Genomic DNA, 23,491 nt, shown 5'->3' on the forward strand with positions numbered 1-23,491 from the left:
AAAGGCCGGCAGCGGCGAGCTCGCCCGCGAGCGAGCTCGGCCGCTGCCGGCCCCGTCGTCAGGGATAGATATTCACCGGGACCTTGTTGCTCGCGGCGCCCCCGTTGCGCACGCGGATGTACCCGGGGCCGACGCCGCTCGGGACCTGCACCGTGAGGCTCGTGGCGCTCACGCTCGTCGGGGTGGCGACGGCGGTGTGCGTCGCGTCCACGAACTCGACCTGCGCGCCGGGAGCGAAGCCGGAGCCGGCGAGGGTCACCGTCGTGCCCCAGTGCATGACGTCGGCGTTGCCGAAGTCGAGCCAGAGCCCGCCTCGCACGAACACCCCGGACGAGAGCATCGGGCTCTCCTGGAGGATCAGCTGCTCGTGATCGAGGAAATCGGTGGTCGGGTAGTCGCCGTGCCAGCCCATGATCGTCGTGCCCGTATAGCCGTCCGGGTGGTGCAGCCCGAACGAGTGCCCGAGCTCGTGCGCGACGGTCCCCTTCGGCACGCCGGTGCCGCACTGCCAGGTGGCGTATCCGCAATGGATCGCCAGCGGCTCGCGCACGCCGGAGATGGGCTCCAGCACCCAGTCGCCCACGAGCGCGAACCCGGTATAGTCGCCGGTGAGGTTGGCGCCGGCCCAGCCGCCGCCGCCCTGCGCGAACACGAGCGTCGACTGCCGCGCCGGGAAGCCGCCGACAGCCTGAGACACAGCGTTCAGCCAGTTCGTGAGGTCCTGCGGGTCGTTCTGGCAGGCGCTCGTCGGCGACGCGCCGCAGCGCATGTTCAGGTAGTTCTGGGGAGAGCGCACCGCCTGAACGGAGCCCACCAGGTGGAACGAGGCGCCCGACTCCTGCCGGTACCAGCCGCGCAGCTCGTCAAGGTACGTGTTGATCGCGTCGACGTACTCCTGGTGATACGGCTGGTCGTTCGGATAAACGTAATACGCCCTCACCGGGTACACCTCGCCCGCCGCGAGCTGCGCCACCTGCGCGGCGCTCAGCGCCTGCTGGTAGAGGCGGACCTCGTCGATAAGGCCGTTGTACGCGTTCCAGGAAGGGTGTCCGCCGATCACGATCGGCCGCGTCGATTGCTGCAGCGTGCCCGACGTGGGCGTCGACGCGCTGAGCACGCCGTTGACATAGAGCTTGAGCGCCGCGCCGTCGTACACGCCGGTGACGTGCGCCCAGGCGTTCGCGACGGCCGGGGCCTGGACGATCTCGTGCCGGCCCGCGCCCCCGTCGGGGAAGGCCACGGAGAAGAAGTACTGGCCATTGTCGATGCCGAGCAGGAACGAGTCTGCCCCGTACCACTGGTTCACGATGGTGCGGGTCCCGGTCACGCTCCGCGGATTGACCCAGGCCGCCGCCGTGATCTGGTCCTGGAAGTGGAGGAAGCTCCGCCCGTCGCTGCTGATCTCCACCTGATCCGCGACCCCGTCGAAGTCGCCGGCCGACAGGAACTGTCCCGCGCTGCAGAGGCCGCGGCCGGACATCACCCCGAACGCCCCCTGGCCCGAGTCCTCGCGAACGCGCTTGATCGCGCCGGCCGCGCACGTATCGAAGCTCCAGTAGGCCGCCGGCGTCGGCAGGCTGGCCCGGTCGGTCACGAGCGCGTCCGCCGCCGCGTCGACCTCCTCGCCTGCAGGCTCCTCCGCAGGCCCAGGCGCGACGCAGCCCGCGAGGCTCGCCATCAAGGCGAGGGAAGCCGCTCGGTATCCCGTGTGCACGCAATTCAGCATGGAATCGTTCCTTTCTTGCTGGCGCGCGCTCTCGAGAGCGCGTTGCGCCGGCAGGCCCGCGCCGCGGAATGCGGCAGCGCCCTGGGGTCGGCCCCGAGCTGCCTGCTTGCCTGTTACTTCGCCGCGCTCTTCCGGCGTCTGACATCGACCACGATAAAAAATGGCGGCGGACGCGCGACGCCGCCGATCCCTGCGCGAACGCGCCGCTTGATCCGCGCCTCGCGCGCGGGAAAGATCCCCGCCATGGCTCGAACCGCGCCGGTGCCGGACATTCCGGCCATTCCCGCGGGCGTTCTCTCGCCGCGCGCGACGGCGTGGCTCGGGCAGCGCGGCGCCGTGCGCCGTCCCGAGCGCGCGATGGCGCCGGAGGCCCTCCGCGAGCAGCTCGCGCGCTGGGGGCTGACCGACGTGGGGGCCCTGCTGCGGTTCGAGGCGGCCTTTGGCGGCACCTGCGTCCCGTCGGAGGAGGGCGAGGCGCTCTGGTTCGGGATCGGGCTGGCGCTCGAGCGAGGCGCGCGGCCTCGGAAGTCCCGGGTGGTGATGGGCGACTACCCGCACGGGAGCTACTGGATGGACGCGCGCGGTCAGGTCGTCGTCGACGACGGGGTGGTCGAGCCGTTCGTCCTCGCCGAGGACGCGCGGCGCCTCTTCGAGCGGTTCGCGATCGGGCAGGAGGTTCCGGTGGCCGCGTTCAGCTGGCCTGGTCGCATGGCCGTGGAGCTGATGGCGGACATCGCCGTCGATCTCGCGGCGGCGGTCGGCGCCGAGCGCGTGGAGGAGCTGAGCGACGCCTGCCAGGCGGTGTTCCAGAGGGGCGATCTCGCGATCTGGTCTCCGCCCGCGTTCGCGGAGATGAGCGTGGCGCCGTGCACCGCGGTGGCGACCGAGGTCGCGAGCGTGCGCGCGCTGCTCGCGGCGGTGCGCGAGGGCTTCCCCGACGTCGGCGTGAGCGTGCGCGTCGCGGGGGCGCAGGGCGAGGAGCGCAGCGGCGAGCCGGCGCCCGAGATGCCCGCCGGCGTCCTGTACGAGCGGTGGGACGACGGCGATCCGACAGGCGCGCTCGCGCTCGCGGACGACGGGGGCATCGTGCAATGGATCGCGTCGGGCGACGAGGTCCTCGTGGAGCAGATCTCCGACGGCGGCCTCCGCAGGGTGCGTTTCCGGCGTGCTGGCGCCTGATCGGCGCCGCCGGGGCCGGGCTGGCCGCGCGTGGCCAGACGTCTGGCTGTGCGTGGCCAGACGTCTGGCTGCGAGGTGACGGGGGGCCCCTGCGCGGGTAAGCTCTCGCCGTGCCGAGCCCCCGGAAGACCAACGCCCTGAGCCGCCTGCCCGCGCTCGCGCTCGCAGCCCTGACCTCGATCGCCGGTCCCGCCTGCGTCAGCAAGCCGACGATGCAGCTCGACCACGCCGAGATCACCGGCATCCGCATCTCCTTCCCGCCGAGCCTCGGCGTCCTGATGACCGTGGTCGTCAACGTCCACAACCCGAACTCGTACGACGTCGCGGTGCGCGCGGTCCGCGGCCAGGTCATGCTCGCCGGCCGCTACATGCTGCCGGTCGACTTCCGCGCCGACGGCGAGGGCGTCTGGCTGCCTTCCGACCGCACGACCCAGGTCCGCGTCCCCATCAGCATCCCCGTCGACCTCGGTTTCCAGCTGCTGCGCGAGTCGTTCTCGTCGCCCGTCATCCCGTACCGCTTCAGCGGCCGCGCGGACGTCACGGCGACCCGCACGTTCCGGCTCGAGGCGGACGATTACTCGGTCGACGACCACGGCGTCATCTTCCGCAACCAGATCGAGGCCGCGCTCGGCGTCATGCGGTAGGCGCCCGCAGCGCTCAGCGCGCGCCGCGCGGCGCGCGCCGCCAACCGCTCGCGGACAGGTGGTTGACCGCGCGCCCGCGGCGGCGGAAAGGTGACAGCTCATGAGCGGCTTGATCAGGGCGACGACCCTCGGGCGTTACGGCAGGCTGACGAACGGCAACGCCTACTGCGACGACCCGCAGGAGCCAGACCACGTGAGGGCTGATGGGGAGTGGACGATGACCGGCTCCGCGGCGGCGGACGGCATCGTGATGTGGTTCTGGGAGTGGAAGAGTCTGGCAGGTGAGGCCAACCGCAGGACGTGACGCTCGGTCTCGCGGTCGCGCGCGACAGGACACCTGCGCTATCCGGCCAGCTGGCCGGCCGGCCGGCCACCTCGAAGCTGAGCTCGCGGCCTGATTGCCGTGCGATCGCGCGACTTTCCATGATCCATCCCGCTGGTGGTGGCCTCCGCCCTCAGCTGGAGGCTGCAGCCCTCAGGCCGTGAACTCGCTTCGACGCGCGACCACCTCGTGGGGCAGCCGCTCGACGGCCACGCGCAGGCGCCGACGGTGCTCCGCGCAACCACGCCGAGCCGGAGCGCCGGCCCGATCGCCGTCCGTCAAGACCTCGGTGCAGCGGTCTCCGGCGCCGCACGGATTGTGCGGCTTTGGTCCAGGTTGCGCCGGTTCTGCAGAGATCGTCGTGCAGACCTGACCCGAGGCCCCCGCCGGTTCCGCGGCGGACAGCACGCCGCCGGCGGGCTGAGGCGTTGGCCACCGACTTGCTTGGACACGCTTCCGACCCCTCTCGCCGGCGCGGCGACCGAGCGCCGCGCGCGGCCCGCGCGGAGGCTCCGGCGACGCCGCGGCGAGAGGCCCTTCGCAGCATCGGAGGATGGCCAACAGCAGCGTGTCGTCTCCAGCGGAGCCGCCCGCCGTGGCGCTGGACTCCGGGCGGCCCGCAGGCGCCGGCGACATCGTCGAAACCAACCGCGGTCTGTCAGCGTACGAGGGTGAGAGTTATATCAGAGGGTTTTGCGTCGCCCTGCCGAGGGGTGATGCGCCGCGGGGTGGCCGTGCGGCGATGGCCGCGGGGTTCCGTGGGAGACGTGAATCACGCATTCCGTGTGATGGGGAGCGTTCATGGTGGACGACTGTAACAACGGTTTTCTTGCGCTCGATCCGGAGATGCGGCGCCTGCGCGACGCCCTCGAGACCGTGGCGCCCACGCCGCTTCCGGTCCTGATCCTCGGCGAGACAGGGACGGGGAAAGAGGTCGTGGCGGAGTGGATCGCCGGCATGTCGCGGCACACGCGCGATCGGTTCGTGAAGGTCAACTGCGCGAGCCTGTCGGAGTCGCTCGTCGAGAGCGAGCTGTTCGGGCACGAGCGCGGCGCGTTCACCGGGGCGGTGGCGCCCCGTGAGGGGCTGTTCGAGGCCGCGCACGAGGGCACGCTCTTCCTCGACGAGGTCGGGGAGCTGTCCCCGCGCACGCAGGCGAAGCTGCTCCGCACGCTGGAGTACGGCGAGATCGTCCGCGTGGGGAGCACGCGCCCGCGGCGCGTGGACGTGCGCGTCATCGCGGCGACCCACCGCGATCTCGAGCAGATGGTGAGGGACGGGGACTTCCGCCAGGACCTCTATTTCCGCCTCAACGCCGTCACGCTGCGGATCCCGCCGCTCCGGGCCCGCATCACCGAGATCCTCCCGCTCGCGGAGCTCTTCGCGGCGCGCCTCTCGCGCCGGCTCGAGCGCCCGGCGCCGCGGCTCGCGCCCGAGGCGACGGCGGCGCTGCTCGCCCATACATGGCCGGGGAACATCCGGGAGCTGCGCCACGTGATCGAGCGCGCGGTGGTCATGTCCAAGGGGGGGCCGATCCTCGCGGCCCACCTGATGCTCGAGGCGCCGCGCGTCCACGTCGAGGTCGCCGGGATCAGGGGCGACGTGCGCCTGTTCGAGCGAGATCGCATCGTCGCCGCGCTCGACCAGACCCGCCAGAACCAGACGCGCGCCGCCGAGCTGCTCGGCGTGTCGCGGCGCACGCTCACCAACAAGCTCAACGCCTACGGCATCGCGCGACCCCGGAAGAAGGTCGCGCTGGAGGAGTGCTGACGTGGCCTCGCCGTTCCTCCGCACCATGCGATCGCTCGAGATCGAGCGCGGGTCGAGGACCTGGGTGCGCCTCGCGGTGATCCTCGCCGTGCTCGGCGCCTGGGCGGCCTGGATGCACGCGGCGCGCGTCTCGGTCTACGCCACGACGGCGAAGGCGCGCCTGGAGGTCAGCCGGATGGCCCACCGCGTGGCCGCCGCCGAGCCAGGGCGCGTGTCGGTCGTCCGCGTGGAGCTCGGGCGAGAGGTCGAGCAGGGCGAGGTGCTCGTCGAGCTGGACGCCGCCGTCGAGGAGAAGCGCCTCGAGGAGGAGCAGACCAAGGTGGCCGTGCTCGCGCCGAAGCTCGAGGCGGTGCGGCGCCAGATCGCGGTCGAGGAGGAGGTGCGCGCGTGGCAGGACAGGCTGTCCGACGCGTCGATTGCGCGCGCGAGGATCGACCTGCGCCAGCGGGACCTGGCCGCCGCGCAGGGCGAGGAGCTCCGCGCCATCTCCGAGCGGCTGCGCGACGAGCAGCTCGCCTCGAAGGCCGATCACCTGCAGGCGAAGACGCGCGCCGCCGACGAGCTCCTCAAGGCCGAGGGGGCCCGCGCCGACCTGCACCGGCTGTCGGTGGCGCGGCGCCACGACGAGCGGCAGGCGGCGGCCCACGTCGCCGAGCTCGAGCGCTCGCTCGGCGATCTCCTCGCCGAGCAGAGGGCGGCCGAGGCCGCGGTGCACACGGCGCTCGCGCAGATCGAGCGGCGGAAGATCCGCGCGCCGATCGCGGGCAAGCTCGGGAACATCGCCGCGCTCCAGGTGGGCGACGTGCTGAAGCCCGGCGACGTCGTGGCGACGGTCGTGCCGGGCGAGGACGTGCACGCTGTCGCGCTCTTCGCGCCTTCCGACGCGGTGGGGCGCATCGTCCCTGGCCAGAAGGCGCGGATGCGCCTCGACGGCTTCGCGTGGACGCAGTTCGGGATGCTCGAGGGGGAGGTGTCCCACGTGGCGAGCGAGCCGTTCGAAGGCGCGATCCGCGTCGAGCTCCTCGTGCGGCCGGACAGCGCGGGGTCGATCCCGGTGCAGCACGGCATGCCGGGGACGACCGAGGTCGAGGTGGAGCGCGTCTCCCCGTGGACGCTGCTGCTGCGCGCCGTGGCGCCGGGAGGTCCGCGATGAAGCGCGCGTTCCTCGTGCCCGAGGTGCTGCAGACGTCGCTCATGGACTGCGGGCCGGCCGCGCTCAAGGCCGTGCTCCAGGGGTTCGGCGTCGACGTGCACTACGAGTGGCTCCGCGACAGGTGCCAGACGGACGTCGACGGGACGTCGATCGACGCGCTCGCCGCGCTCGGGCAGGAGCTCGGGCTCGCGACCGCCGAGATGGTGGTCCCGCACGACAGCTTTCTGCTGCCCGAGGCCGACTGCCTCCCCGCGATCGTGGTCAAGCGTGGCGCGGGCGACACGCTGCACTTCGTCGTCGTCTGGCGCAGGCTCGGGCCGTTCGTCCAGATCCTCGACCCCGGGAGCGGTCGCCGCTGGGTTCACGGCGAGCGCTTCATGGAGGACATGCCGCACTTCCCGATCCCGATCTCGATCGAGAGGTGGCGGCGGTGGGTGTCGTCCGACGACTCGCTCGGGCCGCTCCGCGCGAAGCTGCGCGCGCTGGGCGTGTCGGGCGCGGGCGGGGAGGCGCTCATCGCCCGCGCCGACGCCGACCCGGGGTGGCGGCCGTTCGCGGCGCTCGACGCCGCGGTGCGGATGGCGGCGCGGCTGGTCCGCGGCGGCGCGATCTCGCGCGGGGGGGAGGCGCAGCGCGTGCTCGAGGGCGTCTTCGACCGGGCGCTCGCCGGGGAGGCGGGCGCGATCCCGAAGGGGTTCTTCTGGGCGACGGAGGGGAAGGGGCAGGGGAAGCTCCTCGTGCACGGCGCCGTGATCGTGCACTTCGCCCAGCGCGAGGGCGGCGCGGTCGGGGCCGGCGCCGCCGTGGGCGCGGCCGGGGCCGGCGCCGCCGTGGGCGCGGGGGCGCGCGCGGCCGCGCCGGTGGAGCGCACGCCGCCGCCGCCGAGCTACCGCGGCAGCGCGGCGCCGCCGGCCGCGCCGGCGGAGCAGGCGCCGCGCGCTGTCGCGACAGCGGTGCTCCCGGCGCCCGTCCGCCGCGAGCTGGAGCTGCCGACGCCGTCGCCCTCCCGGCTCTTCTTCTGGATGCTGCGCGCCGACGCGGGCCGGGCGCTCGCGCTCGTCTTCGTGGCGCTCGCGGCGAGCGCGGCCATCGCCGCGATCGACGTTGTCGTCCTGCGCGGTCTGTTCGACGCCGTGAAGCACATCACCGTCGACTACCAGCGCGCGCTCGGGCTGCTCGCGCTCGTCGCGTTCGCCGCCGGGGGCCTCCTGCTCGAGCTCTTCGCGGCCCACGCGGTCTCTCGCCTCGGCCGCGCCCTGGAGGTGCGCTTCCGCGCGGCCTTCCTGGAGAAGCTGCCGCGCCTCGAGGACCGCTACCTGCGCAGCCGGCCCACCTCGGACATGACCGCGCGGGGCCACGCGATGCACCTGATGCGCGAGGCCCCGGCGCTCTTCTCGCGCATCGCGCGCGCGGGGCTCTCGTTCGCGGCGACGCTGCTCGGCGTCCTCTGGCTCTACCCGGGCGGGGCGCGGCTGTCGCTCGTGGCGGCGGCGGTCGCGCTCGTCGCCCCGTACCTCGCGCGGCGGCCGCTCGTCGAGAGCCTCATGCGGCTGCGCACGCACGCGGCGTCGCTCGAGCGGTTCTACCTCGACGCGCTGCTCGGCGTGGTGCCGATCCGCGTCCACGGCGCGGAGCGGGCGGTGCGGCGCGAGCACGAGGCGCTGCTCGTCGAGTGGGCGCGGACGGGGCGGCTGGTGCACGCGCAGTCGACCGCGATGCAGGCGGTCCAGGGGCTCGCGAGCACGGCGGTGGCGGTCGCGATCGTCGGCGGATACGTCGTCTCCGGCGGGCCGCCGGCGGCGCTGCTCCTGCTCGTGTTCTGGTCGCTGCGCCTGCCCGTGGTGGCGCAGGAGCTCGTCGCGGCGCTCCTCGGCTGGAAGAACGTGCGCAACGCGTCCGTGCGCCTCTTCGCGCCGCTGGCGGCGCCGGAGATGGACGTTCCGCGCGACACGGGGGACGGCGCCGCGCCGGGCGAGGGCGTCGCGCCGGGGGCCCCGGGCGCCGCGGGCGCGGCGTCGATCGACCTGCGGGGCGTCAGCGTGCAGGCGGGCGGCCACACGCTCCTTTCCGATGTCTCGCTGAGCGTCCCGGCCGGGGAGCACGTGGCGATCGTGGGGAGCTCGGGCGCGGGGAAATCGTCGCTGCTCTCGCTGCTGCTCGGGTGGCTCCGGGCGGCGCGGGGCGAGCTCCTCGTCGACGGGCGGCCCTTCGACGACGCGGCTGTCGCGCGCCTCCGCCGCGGGACCGCGTGGGTGGACCCGGCCATCCAGCTCTGGAACCGCACGCTCCTCGAGAACATCACCTTCGGCCACGCCGGCGACGCCCTCGCGCGCGTGCCGCAGTCCATGGGCCAGGCCGAGCTGACCGACGTCCTCGAGAGCCTGCCCGACGGGCTGCAGGCGGCGATCGGCGAGGGCGGCGCGCGCCTCTCCGGAGGGCAGGGGCAGCGCGTGCGCCTCGCGCGGGCGCTGATGAAGGGCGACGCGCGCCTCGTGCTCCTCGACGAGCCGTTCCGCGGGCTGGAGCGCGAGCGGCGCCGGGCGCTCCTCGCCCGCGCGCGCGAGCACTGGCGGCGCGCGACGCTGGTCTTCGTCAGCCACGACGTCATGGACACGCTCGGCTTCGATCGCGTGCTCGTGATCGAGGGGGGCAAGGTGGTGGAGGACGGCGCGCCGCGCGAGCTCATGGAGGACCCGCGCAGCCGCTACCGCGCCCTGGCCGACGCGGACGCGCGGGCGCGCGACGAGGTGTGGTCGAAGGGTCGCTTCCGGAGCGCGACGATGGAGAGCGGGCGGCTGCTCGAGGAGGCTGTATGAAGGCGGACGAGACCGATCGCGCGGCGGCGCTGGCCGCTGTCGCGTGGGAGCCGGCCGCGCTCGGGCAGGCGATGAGCGCGCTCACGGCCGCGTGCGGGCTCGCGAGCGGCGCGGCGTCGTCGCCGGGCGCGCCGCCGGCGAGCGACCCGACCGCGTGGATCGAGGCGTACGCGGGCTGCATGGGCGTCGAGGCGGAGGCGGTCGAGTCGAGCTTCGCCGACCTGCCGCGCGCGATCGCGTCGCTCGGGCCGTCGATCGTGCGCGTCGAGCAGGGATACCTGGCGGTGACGTCCACGAGCGGGCGGGGCCTCTCGGTGCTGACGCCGGCGCTCACGCGGGCGCGGGTACCGCTGGAGACCGTGCGGCGGGCGCTGTCGGCCCACCTCGAGGACCGCCCCGCGTCGCACGTGGACAAATGGCTCGCGGCCGCGCGCGTCTCCCCGCGGCGCGCGGCGCGGGCGCGCGCCGAGCTGCTCGCCCAGCTCGTCGCGGACAAGCCGATCAGCGGTATGTGGCTGCTGCGCGCTGACCCCGGGTCGAGCTTCCGGCGCCTGCTGTCGATGCGCGGCGTGCTCCGCCGGGGCGCGGTCTTCCTGGGCGCCGCCGCGCTGCAGATCGCCCTCGGGGTGTTCGCGTGGTGGTTGATCGGCGCGGGCGCGCTCGACGGCGACGTGCAGCCCGGGTGGCTCGTCGCGTGGGTGCTCCTGTCCCTGTCAGGGATCTTCGTGCAGCTGTTCGCGTCGTGGACGGGCGGGCTGCTGACGATCGACGTCGCCGCGCTCCTCAAGCAGCGCCTGCTCTGCGGCGCGCTCCGCCTGGATCCGGCGGCGATCCGGACGCGCGGGTCGGGCGCGCTCCTGGCGATGGTCTCCGAGTCGGAGGCGGTCGAGACGGCGGGGCTCGGCGGCGCGCTCGGGGCGATCGTCGGGGTGGTGCAGCTCGCGAGCGCGGCGGTGGTCCTCGCCGCGGGCGCGGGGGGCGGATTGCACGTCGCGCTGCTGTTCGGGTGGGCGTTCGTCGTGGCGCTGCTCGCGCGGCGGTTCGCGCGCCAGCGGGCGGCGTGGACCGGCGAGCGGTTCGCGATCACGAGCGGCTTCGTGGAGAACGTGGTCGGGCACCGGACGCGCGTCGCCCAGGAGCTGCCGCAGCTGCACCACGTCGAGGAGGACGCGGTGCTCGAGCGCTATCACGTTGCCTCGCGCGCGATGGACCGGGTGGGCGATCTCCTCTCGTCGCTGCCGGCGCGCGGGTGGCTCGCGCTCGGGCTGCTCGGGCTCGTCCCGGCGGTGCTCGGCGGGGTGACCGTCGGGCCGCTGGTCGTCGCGACGGGCGGGATCCTCCAGGCGCAGGCGGCGTTCGCGATGCTGGCGACGAGCCTCGGGGCGCTGCTCTCCGCGGCCGTCTCGTGGCGCTCGATCGCGCGGCTCTTCACGGCGGCCGCCGACCGAGAGCCGCCCGGGATCCCGCAGGCCGTGCTCGGGCGGCCCGCGACGTCGGACGTGATCCTGGAGGCGCGCGGGGTGTCGTTCCGCTACGGGGAAGGGGGCGAGCCTGTCCTCCGCGACTGCGGTCTGGTCCTGTCGAAAGGCGACCGGCTGCTGCTCGAGGGGCGGTCTGGCGGCGGCAAGTCGACGCTCGCCGGCGTGCTCAGCGGGCTGCACGCGCCGGCGTCGGGGCTCGTGCTCCTCCGCGGCCTCGATCGGCGGACGCTGGGCGGCGCGGCGTGGCGCAGCCGCGTCGCGAGCGCGCCGCAGTTCCACGACAACCACGTGCTCTCGGGGACGCTCGCGTTCAACCTGCTCATGGGCCGCGCCTGGCCCGCGTCGCCCGAGGACCGCCGGGAGGCGGAGAGCGTCTGCCGCAAGCTCGGCCTGGGGCCGCTGCTCGACCGGATGCCGTCGGGGCTCGATCAGGTCGTGGGCGAGACGGGGTGGCAGCTCTCGCACGGCGAGCGGAGCCGGCTGTTCCTGGCGCGCGCGCTGCTGCAGCGCGCGGACGCGGTGATCCTCGACGAGAGCTTCGGCGCGCTGGATCCGCTCACGGCCCGCGAGTGCGTGGGCGCCGTGATCGAGAGGGCGCCGGCGCTGGTGGTCATCGCGCATCCGTGAGGGCGTGGATGGTTCACAGTACTGTGCGGCGCTCCCCGGGCACTGCGCATCTCGAGGCGTACGGGTCTGCACGCAAGTGCCGCCCGAGCGATGAAATCCGTCGATAAAATCGCACGGCTCACGCGTCTTTCCATTCCCCTCACGTGCTGCTTGCGTCAGCGGGCCTCCTCGTCCGGGGACATCGCGGAGGGCACGTCCGCGCAGCCCAAACGCGAAAGGCCCGCCGCTGCTCATCGCAGCGCGGGCCTTCGCGGTCGTGTCGTGCCGTCAGGATCGAGGGGCCGGTCGCCGCGGGCGGCGGTGCGCGGCCCCTCGCGGGCCTGTCAGCAGCAGCAGCCGGGCGGGCAGGTACAGACGACGTTGGCGCCGGCCTGGAGATCGGTGGGGACCTCCACCGTCAGGCGCGCAGGGCGCTCCTCGATCTTCTCCTGCTTCTGCTCGATCTCGCCCTCGACCTCGATCTTGATCTGCTCGTTCATGGTGATTGCTCCGTAGGCGGATTGGTTATTTCCAGTTGCGCGCTCGACGTCGCGCGATGAGGGCTAGTGCAGCCGTCGTGCCACCTCGGTTTTCGCGCTGTAGCGGCCTCCTTCGGGCAACCTGCGGCCCTCCTTGGGCAACGCCTTTCCCAGTTGGGGAAGCGGCTCGGGAATCGACCTTCCCAGGCTTGCTGCTCGGACGTGCTTCAGCTGTGCTCCGCGGCCGCGCGCGGCTCTCCCCGCAACGCGGTCACCGCCCGCCGGCGAGCGCCCCGGCCCGCCGCTGCACGGCGGGCGAGAGGACGGCGATCACGGCGCTCGCGAGGACGACCCACACGAGCGCGCCGCGGAGCGACACGTACGACGCGGTGAGGCCGATGAGCGGCGGACCCATCAGGAAGCCGAGGAAGCCTGCGGTCGAGACCGCCGCCATGGCCGCGTCGGACCCGGGGCCGCCGTCGCGGCTCGCGGCGCGCAGCGCGATCGGGAACACCACCGACGACCCCGCGCCGACGCCGGCGAAGCCGATGAGCACCGTCCAGAAGCCCGGGGCCGCGAGCGCCAGCCCGAGCCCGAGCGCCGAGGCGAGGCCGCCGAGGTACACGAGCCGGCGCGGCCCGAGCGCGGCGTCGAGCCGGTCGCCCACGAGCCGGCCGCTCGTCATCGCGATCGAGAACACCGCATAGCCGGCGGCGGCCGCCGCGGGCGAGGCGCCGACGACATCGCGCAGGTAGACGGCGCTCCAGTCGGCGACCGCGCCCTCGCCGACGAGCACGCAGAACGCGATGACGCCGACCGGCGCGAGCGCGCGGAGGCCGGGCCGGCTGCCGGCGGCGGCGGGCCCGGCCGCCGGCGCGGGAGCCGCGGGGAGCGCGTGCCGCGTCGCCCACCACGCGAGCGCGGCGATCGCCGCGCCGGTCGCCGCCAGGTGAGCCAGGGTCGGGACGCCCCGCCCGATGAGCGCCCCGCCGAGCGCCGCGCCGGCGAGCCCGCCGAGGCTGTAGAGCCCGTGGAACGACGCGAAGATCGGGCGCCCGTACGCGCGCTCGACCGCGGTGCCCTGCGCGTTGACGGCGAGGTTGAGCGCGCCGCCCGCGAGGCCCATCGCGACGAGCGCGAGCGCGAGCTCCAGCAGGTTCGACGCGAGCGCGGGCAGCACGAGCGCCGCGCCGAGCGCGAGGGGCGCGACCCGGATGAGCGTCCGGCTGCCGGCGCGCTCGACGAGCCAGCCGGCCAGCGGCATCGCGACGAGCGCGCCCGCGGAGGCGCCGAACAGCGCGCCGCCGAGCGCCGCCGGGCTCAGCGCGAGATCCTCCCGCACCGTGGGGATGCGCACGATCCAGCTCGCGAACGCCGCGCCGTACGCGAAGAACGTCGCCCCGACGCCGATGCGGGCCGCGCGCAGGTGGGGCGGCGCGGAGCGCGGCGCGGGGAGCGCCGGCGCCGCGCCGGGACGGCGGCGAGTCGCCGCTCCGCCCCGGCCGGGATGCGCGGGCGCAAGCATGCCATCGGTCTCGATCACGAACCCTGGTTCCATAGGTCTCCTCGGCGGTGAGAGGCCCCTCGCGCGCGGCAACGCGGCGAGGCGCCTGGTCGCGTGTCCCCCGGGAACTCTGCCTGTCCGGAAGTTGGGGTCGGGCGTTCGATGCGTCCAATGACATCTCGCGCCGGGTTCGATAACCTGGAGGAATCGAATGGACCTCCACCACCTCCGGGCCGTCGCGGCGCTGGCCGAGCAGCTGCACTTCGGGCGCGCGGCGCGGGCGCTGCACGTCAGCCAGCCCGCGCTCAGCAAGCAGCTCAAGCAGCTCGAGGAAGAGCTGGGCGGGGCGCTCTTCGTGCGCGGCCGCAGCGGCGTCGCGCCCACGGCGCTGGGCCGGCAGTTCGCGGACGACGCGCGCGCGCTCCTGCGCGACGCCGACCAGGCGCTCTCGCGCGCGCGGCGGATCGCGCGCGGAGAGGCCGGCGCGCTGCGGCTCGGCTTCGGCGTCACGTCCGCCGCGCTCGTCGCGCGCGTCGTGGTGCGCTTCCGCCAGCGGGCTCCGGACGTGCACATCGACCTCCAGGACATGTCGACGCCCGCCCAGCTCGAGGCGCTGCGCGCCGGCGCGCTCGACCTCGGCTTCGCGCGGCTGCCGGCGCCGCCCGACCTCGCGTCGCTCGCCGTCGTGCGCGACAGGCTCGTGGCTGCGGTGCCGCGCGGGCGCGCCGCGGCCATCGAGGCGGCCGGCCTGCGGTCGCTCGGCGACGAGCCGTTCGTCGTGGTGTCCCGCGCCGTGTCGCTGAGCTTCTACGACCACGTGCTGCGCGTCTGCGCGCACCTCGGCTTCCGGCCGCGCGTCGCGCAGGAGGCGCGCGATCTCGCCACCGTGCTCGCGCTCGTGGCGGCGGGGGTCGGCGTCGCCCTGGTGCCGGCGTCGGCGATGAAGGCGCGCTCGGCGCGCGTCGCGGCGCTGCGGCTCCCTCCGGCGGAGGCGCTCTGGCGCGTCGGCGCCGTGTGGCGCCGCGATCAGCCGAACCCCGCGGTGGCGGCGTTCCGGGCGCTCATCGAGGCGGATCTCGCCCGCCGCCCGGCCCGGGCGCGCTGAGCCGGTCAAAACGCGAAAGGCCCGCCGCTGCTCATCGCAGCGCGGGCCTTCGCGGAAAGGCCCGCGGCTGCTCATCGCAGCGCGGGCCTTCGCGGTCGTGTCGTGCCGTCAGGATCGAGGGGCCGGTCGCCGCGGGCAGCGGTGCGCGGCCCCTCGCGGGCTTGTCAGCAGCAGCAGCCGGGCGGGCAGGTACAGACGACGTTGGCGCCGGCCTGGAGGTCCGTGGGGACCTCGACCGTCAGGCGCGCAGGGCGCTCCTCGATCTTCTCCTGCTTCTGCTCGATCTCGCCCTCGACCTCGATCTTGATCTGCTCGCTCATGGTGATCGCTCCGTGGATGGTTGGTTATTTTCAGTTGCGCACTCGACGTCGTGCGATGAGGGCTAGTGCAGCGGCCGTGCCACCGCGGTTTTCGCGGTGAAACGGCCCCTCCCGGGCGGCTTGGGCAATTCCTTTCCCAATTGGGGAAGCGCCTCGGGAATCGACCTTCCCGAGCGCCGCGCCCGGACGGGGAGCGCGGCGATCCCGCGCGCGGCACGGACTTCGCACCGAGCCACCGTCGATGGAAACGTCGATGATCCCCGAGCTGCTCTCCTTCCGTGCGCCGTGGCTCGAAGAGAAGCTCGTCAAGGACCGCATGGCCTCCTCCAGCGAGGAGGCGGCGCGGCTCTTCGACGAGGTGAAGAAGTACATCTTCGTCTGCCGCGCGGACCGATCCCGTCAGGTCCCCATGTTCTCGCGGCGGATCGACGAGGTCTGGCACCAGTTCGTCCTCTTCACCGAGGAGTACGCGGCCTTCGGCCACCGCTTCTTCGGCGAGTTCGTCCACCACACCGCCAACACCGCCCCTCGCGGCGAGCTCGGCGCGCGCCCCGAGATGACGTTCGCCCAGTACCGCGCCGAGTACGAGGCGCTGTTCGGGCCCATCTCGGAGGCGTGGAGAGACGAGCTCGCGGTGACGCTCGACACGCGCCTCATCCGCGTGAAGTTCGGCCGCCCCATCTTCGTGCAGGTCGAGCAGGGGATGGCGGAGCTCGTGTGGTCGCTCGAGCCGCCGCGCGTCCTCCTGCGCATCGACGCGTGGGCCAGGGAAGCGCTGCAGTTCATCGTCGACTGCGACCACTTCTATGTCCGCGAGCTCCCCGGCCTCGAGGACGGCGACCGCGTGGCGCTCTGCCGTCCGCTCGTGAAGGGCGACATCCTCCGGATCGCGCCATGAGGCTCGCCGAGCTCACGGCCCTGTTCGGGCAGCTCGACTTCCCGCGCGCCGAGGACCGCATCCGGCCGCCGCGCGATCATGTCCGCGCGGTCGAGGGCGCGGTCCGGGCCGGGCTCTCGGACGACGAGCTCCCGCTGGAGCTCCTCGCGCTCGAGATCGAGCGGCGGGACGGCGCGCCGGACCTCGCGCCGTTCCACGTGGTCCCCGGGCTCGGCGTCCGCATGGCGTTCGCGTACTGGCGTCCGGGGCGCGCGGCGGGCGCGCACGAGCACTCGGACTGGACGGTCACGGCGGTGCTCCACAACGCGCTCGACGTGGCGACCTTCGACCTGGACGAGACGGTGCGCGCGCGGCGGCTCGTGCCGAAGCGCCTGTTCTCCGCGGAGGCCGGGCGGGTCGGACACATCCACGGGCCGTGCATCCACGATCCGCGGAACCCGACCCGGAGCTGGTCCATCTCGCTGCACCTGTTCGGCCCTCACGACGGTCCCGTGCTCGAGGAGCAGGTGGGCCCCATCGAGGGGCTGAGCGCCCCGGCGCCGCGGGCCGCAGCGGAAGATGCGCTGTCGGCGGCGCTCCTCGGGCACGAGCGGGAGTGCGTGCGCCGGGCGCAGGTCGACGCCCTCGCGCGGCGGGGCCCGGCGGCCGCCGCGCTCCTCGCCCGCCTCCACGCCCGCGGCGACGCCGGGACCCGGCGGCGCGCCGCCCGCGCGCTCGGCCGGACAGAGGACCTCGACGCGCAAACGGTCCTCGCGCGCCGGTGGCCTGGCGTCGACCTCGACGTGGCTCAGGGCGCGGGCCACGCCGAGCTCCTCGCGCGCTGCGGCGGCCGCGCGCAGCCCCTGCTCCGCGTCGATGCGTGGGCCGCGCCCGCGCTCCGCGCGCTCTCCGCCGCCGGCGAGCTCCGCCCCCGCGACATCCCCGGTCTCGCCGAGGCGGAGCAGCTCGCGCTCGCCCGCGCGCTCGTCGACTGGGGGACCTTTCAGCCCCTCGAAGCCCAGGAGAACTGACCCATGGAACTCATGCACACGGAACTCTCCACGTCGAGCACGTCGAGCACGTCGAGCACGTCGAGCGCGCGCAGGCGGCCCGATCTCTTCGCCTACCGGGCGCCCTTCGTGATCTCCAAGCTGCTGATGAACAAGACCGTGGCCACCGAGCACGAGGCCGAGGTGCTGTTCCGGGAGCTCGCGCGCTACCTCTGGCTGGTCGAGTCGGACCGCACCCGCGCCTATCCGATGTTCTCGCTGCGCGTCGACGAGGCATGGCACCAGTTCGTCCTGTTCACGATCGAGTACGCCGACTTCTGCCAGCGCTTCTTCGGCCGCTTCCTGCACCACGCGCCCGGCAACGCGCCGGTCACGCACGCGGTCCGCGAGGCGACGTGGGACGAGTTCGTCGCCGCGTACGGCGCGCTCTACGGCGAGCCGCCGCCCGAGGTGTGGAACGACGCGGCGTCCGTGTGCGGCCCGCGGCGCGTGATCCGGGATCGCGAGGTGTCGGTGCGGCTGAAGGACGGCAAGGCGGAGCTCGTCGACGGCGACGCGGTGCTCGTCCGCATCGACGCCTGGGGCGAGGCCGCGCTGCGCTTCATCGCCCGGCACGGCATCTTCTACGTGCGCGAGCTCCCCGGGCTCGACCTCGACGACCGGATCGCCCTCTGCAAGGCGCTCGTCGCGTCGCGCACGCTCCGCGTCGTGCCTTAGCCTGCGACGTCGCGCCGCGGGCAGCGCCGATCGTCGATCAAGGGCAGAAGGTGACCTCGAAGCTCGTCTCCGACGAGCAGGCGTGGAGCCCGGCGGCGTCGTCGTAAGCATAGCTGTACGCGGTGGGACACATGTCGTGCATCCGCAGCACGTAGTCCGTGTGCTCCACGCTGCGCGGGTCCGCGGTGTTCCGGCACGCGTCGGACGTCATGCACGCGTTGGCGGCGGTGCACTGGCCCGTGGCCGGATCGATGGGCGTCGGACAGCAGAGGTGGAGCCCGGGATCGGCGCTCTCCGGCTGGCCCAGGCCCCAGGGCGCCGGATAATTCCACTTCTTGCAAGGCGCCATGCAGCCGACCACGACGCCGTTCCTGTCGCGGACCCGGAGGTCCTGGTGCGCGTACGCCGGGAACTGGCCGTTGCCGAGATCCTCGTCGCCGGGGCACTGCGCCAGCGACAGCCCGGAGCAGTCCGAGGTGATACAGCTGCCCTGCTCGGCGCCGACGCCCCTGGGGACGACCTTGAAGGGCAGGGTATAGCCGTCCACCTGGCTGAGGTTGTACCAGGTCTGGGCCGCGCTCCCCTTGGCCGCGAAGGTGGCCTCGAACTTCGACTCGAACGGCGGCTGGCAGCCGCCGGCCGGGCAGGGAGCGACGCTGTCGCCCGTGGTGCAGTTGCGGCCGCTCTCGTCACAGCCGGTCTTCGGCCAGAAGCGCGTCGCGCTGATGCCGCCTTCAGGCACGTTGTACGTGTACGCGGCGCCGCGGGTGAGCTTGACGTTCTGCGCGCCCTCCACGTTGGTGGAGTGGGCGACCCAGATCGGCGCCGAGCAGTTGTTGATGACCTTGAGCGTGCGGGCGCCGCCGGTGGAGGTGCCCCCGCTCACCCGGTCGAGCGTCCAGCGCTGGTTGGTGGTGCCGCCGTAGGGGTACTGCAGGATGTCCGTCCCGTCCGCGGCGTTGCCCCACGCCAGGTCGACGACCTGGTCGGTGTGGCGGGCGTGGATGCTGAACTCGGTGCCCCCTCGATTGACCAGCTTCCACTGCTGGTTGGCGCCGCCGACGTACGTCCATTGATGGATGACCGCGTTCGGCGCGGTGCTCACGTCGCGCACGTCGAGCGCCTTGTTGCTGTTGACGTTGACGATCTTCCAATAGCCGTCGGTGGTCGGCGAGATGTGGAACCTCTGCGCGTTCGAGCCGTTGCAGGTCCACTGCTGCATCCGCGTCCCGTCGGCGGTGCTGGCCGAGGGCACGTCGAGGCACTTGTTGGTGGCGACCGAGCGGATGACGTAGTCCCCCTCGGTGATGCTCGAGACGATGACCGCGTCCGAGTCCTCGACGCTGTCCTCGGTCATCGCCGTCTCGTTGTCGGCGACCAGACACCCCCCCAGCAGCAGGGTCCACCCCAGCGCCAGCGCCAGACCACCCACGTAGATCTTGCGAGCCATGAGCCCTCCTCGTCGTTGCGGTGCGCCCTGAGTCCCGGGGCGCCTCTCCTGGGGCGACACTGCACGTCGCGTTCCTGCTGGGCCGCACCGGTCGCATGGCCACGTCCCGCCAGGTTTCGTAATCATTTCGCGGGGATCCGAAGGGAGCCGGGGGTGATCCGTGAGATCGCCCCCGCGCGCCGAGGGGCGATCCCGCAGATCACCCGCCGCCACGCAGGGGCGATCCCGGAGAGCGCTCCCGCGCTCGACCTCTCTATCGCTTCTTCTTCGTCATCGTCTTCAGAGGGCCACGGCGTCGAGCGCGCTCTCGCACCGCTCCTGGAGCACGCACCGGAACAGGTCTTCCTTTCGAGCCGAAGTAGGCGTAAATGGCCTGCTTGTTCGCGCAGGCCTTCTCGGCGATGCGGTCGCTCTCGTCGCGCGCGTGACCGGAGCGCCAGGGGCGCTGCGGGTCGCGGCGCGGTGACGCGAGCAGCGAGCAGAGGATGGAAGAAGGGACGGAGAGATGACGAGCGAGCATCCAGAGAAGAGCGAGGACGTCAGCGCGCTGTTCAAGCCATTTCAGCTCAAGAGGCTGACGCTCGAGAACCGGTTCGTCATGGCGCCGATGACGCGCCAGCGCTCGCCGGGGAACGCGCCCAGCGAAACGAACGTCGAGTACTACGCGCGGCGCGCTGCCGGCGGCGTCGGTCTGATCCTGTCGGAAGGAACGGTCGTGGAGCGGCCGGGCAAGCTTCACTACCGCGACGTCCCGCACTTCTACGGCGAACAAGCGCTGGATGGATGGAAGAAGGTCATCGACCGCGTGCACGAGGAGGGGGGGAAGATGGCCCCGCAGCTGTGGCACGTCGGCCTCGCGCATCGGAACGGGAACGGCCTCGAGCAGCCCGCGGATCTGGAAGGCCCCGCGAACATGTCTCGTGAAGACGTGCAGGCCACGGTGCGGGCCTTCGGCAAGGCGGCGGCCGACGCGAAGCGCCTCGGCTTCGACGCCATCGAGATCCACGGCGCCCACGGTTACCTCATCGATCAGTTCTTCTACGAGGTGACGAACCAGCGCACCGACGAGTACGGAGGAAAGACCATCGGCGAGCGCAATCGCTTCGCCGTGGAGGTCCTCAGGTCGGTTCGAGAGGCCGTCGGGCCGGAGATGGTGGTGATCCTCCGTCTATCGCAGTGGAAGGTCGGCGCGTACGACTTCAAGATCGCGAAGACGCCGAACGAGATGGAGCAATGGCTGCTGCCCCTGGCAGAGGCGGGCGCCGACGTGTTCCACCTCTCCCAGCGACATTTCTGGGAGCCCGAGTTCGCCGGCTCCGATCTGAACACCGCGGGGTGGGCGAAGAAGATCACCGGGAAGCCGACCATCACCGTGGGCTCCGTGGGCCTGGACGGCGATTTCGTGGCGGCCTTTGCCGGCGAGAGCTCCGCGCCCCGGGGCCTCGGTGAGCTCGTGCGCCGCCTCGAGCGCGGGGACTTCGATCTCGTCGCGGTCGGGCGCTCCCTCCTCGACGACCCTGCTTGGGTGGAGAAGATCAGGACCGGGCGCACCTCGGAGCTGAAGCGCTTCACCAAGGAGAGCCTCGCTCAGTACTTCTGACAGACTTCTGACAGGACAAGCTCGTCCCTGAATTCAGGAGAATAATCGAACCACAGAGAGGCACAGAGGCACAGAGTTGGTAGTGGTCAACTTTGCCCGGAGAGAGTCCACATGAAGGCGGGAAGGCGGGAAGATTATTAAGGTTTTCTTCCCGCCTTCCCGCCTTCATGTTCAATCTTCTCTCCTCTGTGCCCTCTGTGCCTCTGTGGTTCAAATTCTCTCCCTTATCAAGGAATCGCGAACGAACCCGGGTGGCGCGGTGCTACCGCGTCCCGGTACCCAGGTTGGCCGCCATCGAGACGCGTTGAGGGCCGTCGCCGAACCGCGCCCGCATCCTGGCGAGGATCGCCTGGGCGACCTCGTCCCAGCGCTCGGCGCCGAGCTTGTCCCGCAGCAGCACCAGCGGCGCGTTGCTCCGGCGCATCGAGCCCCAGAGCTCCTCGGTCGAGGCCGCCTCCATCGCGTACGCGACCTCGCGCACCGAGACGTCTCGAAACCCCGCCGCCGCCATCTCGGCGCGGAACTCGTCCGGGTCGCCGAGCGGCGCCTTGCCCTCTCCGAACGGGAGCCCGGGCATCTCGGCCCGGATGGCCGAGAAGAGCTCCGCCGCGATCGGGTCCCTGTCCATCGGCGTCCAGCTCCCGACGACGGCCCGGCCGCCGGGGCGCAGCACCCGGAAGAGCTCGCGGAAGCCGCGGTCGCGGTCGGGGAAGAACATCAGCCCGAACATCGAGAAGGCGGCGTCGAACGAGCCGTCCTCGAACGGCAGCGCCATGCCGTCGCCGACGCGGGCGTCCACCGCGAGCCCCGCGCGCGCGGCGCGCTCGCGCAGCCGCTCGACCATCGCGGGGGCGAAGTCGATGGCGGTGACGCGCGCCTCCCGCGCGGCGAGCAGCGAGAGCGTGCCCGGCCCGGCTGCCACGTCGAGCACGCGGGCGCCCGGCTCGACGTCCGCGAGCCGGAGCGCGTCGGCGGCGTATTTCTCGAAGTGCGGGACGATGTCGACCGCGTAATCGTCGGCGACCATGTCCCATGCGACGGGGGTGGCGAGGGGGCTCGGGGGCTGCGTCATCGCAGCGGTGCTATCACGGACGCGCCGCCCACGGCAGCTGTGTGTTGCTCTGCGCGATGCGTGTGGCAGTCGCAGGATGCTCAGAGAAGGAGAAGAAACCTACAGCAGGGAAACTGTGGGAGAGCGCCGCTCGCGTGTCGGGTGCGCCTCCCTGGAGCTCTCGCTCTCGCGCGCGGGGTGGTGGAGGAGCGGCGCGACGATCACCGCGTGACCGCGCTCTCGCGGCGGTTCGCCAGGCGCATCTGCGCGAGCGCCTTCGTCCCCGTCCTGGCGCCGGGGGCGCCCGCCGCGGCCTCGGGCGAGCTCGAATCACCGCCCGACTCCTCGTCCTGCTCCTGCTCCGCCTTGTCAGCGCCCGTGTCTGTCGCGTCGTGAGGCGGCAGCAAGGCCTTCGCGGTCGACACGAGGAGCACGCTCGCCAGCGCCACGACGCTCGCCGACCCGAGGACGAACAGGGCGATATGCAGCATGGTGCGCTGGAGGAGGCTGCCTTCGTTCATCTTCCGGAGAGTCTGCATCATGGTGCTACCTGCCTCGTCGTCCAGCGCCCGCTCGCCGCGCGCGTCCGGTGATGTCCGGCGCTGCCAGCGTCTTCGCGACGCCTCCAGTGAATGCGAGCCTCATGCCAGCAGCCGGCGGCTGGTCGTATCGGCGTCACATCGCATGGATCGCGGGGGTTCTGGTGTCGCTCTGCCAAAGTGGACACGCCGGCTGCATGAACAATGGCTCATCCTGCCAGAATGACAATCCGTCCGGCGACCGCGATGCGATCTGGGTATGCCTGGAGACGAGGGTGTGCGGGGCGCAGCGCGTCCGGCGTGTCTCGCGAGCCTCAGGCGCTACCCGGTCGGCCCCGTCATGACGTCGTGGCCTGCACGGACGCGGTGTCCGCCGCTCCCCGGGCAGCGCCGTCTCAGCGGGAATACGGCGGCTCGCCGGGCGTTGCGGGCGTCGCGGGGGAGGCGCCGGCGAACGTCTTCCGCGTCTCCGGGTGCTCCGCGACGAGGCGCAGCGCGCGTCGCAGGAGCGAGATCCCCGGCTCGGTCTTGTGCCAGCTCGACGCGCCGCTCGGGTGCGGCAGGCAGATGACGTCGGCCTCCACGCCGTGGTAGCGCGCCCGGCGCACCTCGCCGATCACGCTCGCGAGCGGCCCTCTGTGGCCGAGCACCTGCTCCACCGCCAGGCCTCCCACCGGCAGGAGCAGCCGCGGCTCGAGGATCCCGACCTCTCGCTCGAGGTGCGTCCGGCAGCGCAGGATCTCCTCGGGATCCGGCTTCCGGTCCCCGCCGCCCCTGGCCTTGCCCGGGAAGCAGCGCGCGACGGCCGACATGTAGACGCGCCGCCGGAAGTCCGCCTCGCTGACGCCGAGCGCCCCCTCGAACCAGCGGAACAGCGTGCGCCCCGCCGTCCACGCGAACGGACGGCCGAGGCTGCCCTCGCGCGGGCCGGGCGCCTGGCCGATGAGGAGGATCCGGCTGGGGACGGCCGGGCCGTGGACGACGGGGCCGATCATCCTCGGGCACGCCCGGCACGCCTCGAGCTCGCGATGCACCGCGGCGAGCCGCTCCTCCACGCTCATGACAGAAAGGCGAACCGCAGGGTTGCTCATCGAATCCGCGTGGGATGAGGCGCAGGGGCGGGCCGCGCAAGCGCGCTCATC

The 23,491-nt window shown here is 73.0% G+C and carries 20 protein-coding genes; 12 read left to right on the forward strand and 8 right to left on the reverse strand.

Going from position 1 to position 23,491, the window contains the following annotated elements:
* Positions 1-58: 58 nt before the first annotated feature.
* Entirely contained in the window at positions 59-1,726 is a 1,668-nt protein-coding gene (locus tag WME85_RS16420; RefSeq protein ID WP_437839326.1) for a LamG-like jellyroll fold domain-containing protein, read from the reverse strand.
* A gap of 243 nt (positions 1,727-1,969) precedes the next feature.
* On the opposite strand from WME85_RS16420, the gene WME85_RS16425 reads away from it, so the two are divergent.
* The 7 genes from WME85_RS16425 (at position 1,970) to WME85_RS16455 (ending at position 11,718) form a co-directional block, all read left to right on the forward strand.
* On the forward strand, positions 1,970-2,905 hold the full coding sequence (locus tag WME85_RS16425; RefSeq protein ID WP_437839328.1) for a hypothetical protein: 936 nt from the start codon (positions 1,970-1,972) through the stop codon (positions 2,903-2,905).
* A gap of 110 nt (positions 2,906-3,015) precedes the next feature.
* A complete protein-coding gene (locus tag WME85_RS16430) occupies positions 3,016-3,549 on the forward strand; it encodes an LEA type 2 family protein (protein ID WP_437839331.1) in 534 nt (177 codons plus the stop codon).
* A gap of 100 nt (positions 3,550-3,649) precedes the next feature.
* Complete coding sequence (locus WME85_RS16435; protein ID WP_437310238.1) at positions 3,650-3,853, forward strand: hypothetical protein; 204 nt, start codon at positions 3,650-3,652, stop codon at positions 3,851-3,853.
* A gap of 819 nt (positions 3,854-4,672) precedes the next feature.
* Positions 4,673-5,641, forward strand: a complete 969-nt coding sequence (locus WME85_RS16440; RefSeq protein ID WP_437839333.1) for a sigma-54 interaction domain-containing protein — start codon at positions 4,673-4,675, stop codon at positions 5,639-5,641.
* A 1-nt stretch (position 5,642) separates the two neighbouring features.
* Positions 5,643-6,794 carry an HlyD family secretion protein gene (locus WME85_RS16445; RefSeq protein WP_437839336.1) on the forward strand — a complete coding sequence of 384 codons (1,152 nt, stop codon included), beginning with the start codon at positions 5,643-5,645 and terminating at the stop codon, positions 6,792-6,794.
* Complete coding sequence (locus WME85_RS16450) at positions 6,791-9,610, forward strand: ATP-binding cassette domain-containing protein (protein WP_437839337.1); 2,820 nt, start codon at positions 6,791-6,793, stop codon at positions 9,608-9,610. The genes WME85_RS16445 and WME85_RS16450 overlap by 4 nt, the downstream gene beginning before the upstream one ends.
* Positions 9,607-11,718 carry an ATP-binding cassette domain-containing protein gene (locus tag WME85_RS16455; protein ID WP_437839339.1) on the forward strand — a complete coding sequence of 704 codons (2,112 nt, stop codon included), beginning with the start codon at positions 9,607-9,609 and terminating at the stop codon, positions 11,716-11,718. Before WME85_RS16450 ends, WME85_RS16455 begins: the two co-directional genes overlap by 4 nt.
* Before the next feature lie 323 nt (positions 11,719-12,041).
* On the opposite strand, the gene WME85_RS16460 is transcribed toward WME85_RS16455, so the two are convergent.
* Both WME85_RS16460 and WME85_RS16465 read right to left on the reverse strand, forming a co-directional pair.
* Positions 12,042-12,197, reverse strand: coding sequence for a hypothetical protein (locus WME85_RS16460; RefSeq protein ID WP_437839341.1), 156 nt, complete (start codon positions 12,195-12,197; stop codon positions 12,042-12,044).
* 250 nt (positions 12,198-12,447) lie between these two features.
* A complete protein-coding gene (locus WME85_RS16465) occupies positions 12,448-13,734 on the reverse strand; it encodes an MFS transporter (RefSeq protein ID WP_437839343.1) in 1,287 nt (428 codons plus the stop codon).
* Positions 13,735-13,891: 157 nt separating this feature from the next.
* Here WME85_RS16465 and WME85_RS16470 point away from each other — a divergent pair, with 157 nt between their 5' ends.
* Positions 13,892-14,785 carry a LysR family transcriptional regulator gene (locus tag WME85_RS16470; RefSeq protein ID WP_437839345.1) on the forward strand — a complete coding sequence of 298 codons (894 nt, stop codon included), beginning with the start codon at positions 13,892-13,894 and terminating at the stop codon, positions 14,783-14,785.
* Between the two features lie 164 nt (positions 14,786-14,949).
* Here the strand turns inward: WME85_RS16470 and WME85_RS16475 are convergent, their stop codons facing one another.
* A complete protein-coding gene (locus WME85_RS16475) occupies positions 14,950-15,105 on the reverse strand; it encodes a hypothetical protein (RefSeq protein ID WP_437310246.1) in 156 nt (51 codons plus the stop codon).
* Between the two features lie 241 nt (positions 15,106-15,346).
* On the opposite strand from WME85_RS16475, the gene WME85_RS16480 reads away from it, so the two are divergent.
* The 3 genes from WME85_RS16480 to WME85_RS16490 are packed head-to-tail and all read left to right on the forward strand — an operon-like array spanning position 15,347 to position 17,709.
* Positions 15,347-16,003: a hypothetical protein gene (locus tag WME85_RS16480; RefSeq protein WP_437839347.1), complete on the forward strand. Its 657-nt coding sequence runs from the start codon at positions 15,347-15,349 to the stop codon at positions 16,001-16,003.
* Positions 16,000-17,013, forward strand: a complete 1,014-nt coding sequence (locus tag WME85_RS16485) for a hypothetical protein (RefSeq protein WP_437839349.1) — start codon at positions 16,000-16,002, stop codon at positions 17,011-17,013. Before WME85_RS16480 ends, WME85_RS16485 begins: the two co-directional genes overlap by 4 nt.
* Positions 17,014-17,016: 3 nt before the next feature.
* Positions 17,017-17,709: a glycine-rich domain-containing protein gene (locus WME85_RS16490; protein ID WP_437839351.1), complete on the forward strand. Its 693-nt coding sequence runs from the start codon at positions 17,017-17,019 to the stop codon at positions 17,707-17,709.
* A 37-nt stretch (positions 17,710-17,746) separates the two neighbouring features.
* Here the strand turns inward: WME85_RS16490 and WME85_RS16495 are convergent, their stop codons facing one another.
* Positions 17,747-19,159 carry an RICIN domain-containing protein gene (locus WME85_RS16495; protein ID WP_437839353.1) on the reverse strand — a complete coding sequence of 471 codons (1,413 nt, stop codon included), beginning with the start codon at positions 19,157-19,159 and terminating at the stop codon, positions 17,747-17,749.
* 505 nt (positions 19,160-19,664) lie between these two features.
* Between WME85_RS16495 and WME85_RS16500 the strand changes: the two genes are divergently transcribed.
* Entirely contained in the window at positions 19,665-20,759 is a 1,095-nt protein-coding gene (locus WME85_RS16500; protein ID WP_437839356.1) for an NADH:flavin oxidoreductase, read from the forward strand.
* Between the two features lie 262 nt (positions 20,760-21,021).
* Here the strand turns inward: WME85_RS16500 and WME85_RS16505 are convergent, their stop codons facing one another.
* The 3 genes from WME85_RS16505 to WME85_RS16515 form a co-directional block, all read right to left on the reverse strand.
* The gene (locus WME85_RS16505) at positions 21,022-21,831 is read right to left on the reverse strand and encodes a class I SAM-dependent methyltransferase (protein ID WP_437839359.1); all 810 of its coding nucleotides are present in this window, start codon (positions 21,829-21,831) and stop codon (positions 21,022-21,024) included.
* A 200-nt stretch (positions 21,832-22,031) separates the two neighbouring features.
* A complete protein-coding gene (locus WME85_RS16510) occupies positions 22,032-22,352 on the reverse strand; it encodes a hypothetical protein (RefSeq protein WP_437839362.1) in 321 nt (106 codons plus the stop codon).
* A gap of 392 nt (positions 22,353-22,744) precedes the next feature.
* Positions 22,745-23,440, reverse strand: coding sequence for a uracil-DNA glycosylase family protein (locus WME85_RS16515; protein WP_437839364.1), 696 nt, complete (start codon positions 23,438-23,440; stop codon positions 22,745-22,747).
* Positions 23,441-23,491: the final 51 nt, after the last annotated feature.

It is taken from the genome of Sorangium sp. So ce1153 (assembly GCF_051521595.1).
Classification (GTDB): domain Bacteria; phylum Myxococcota_A; class Polyangia; order Polyangiales; family Polyangiaceae; genus Sorangium.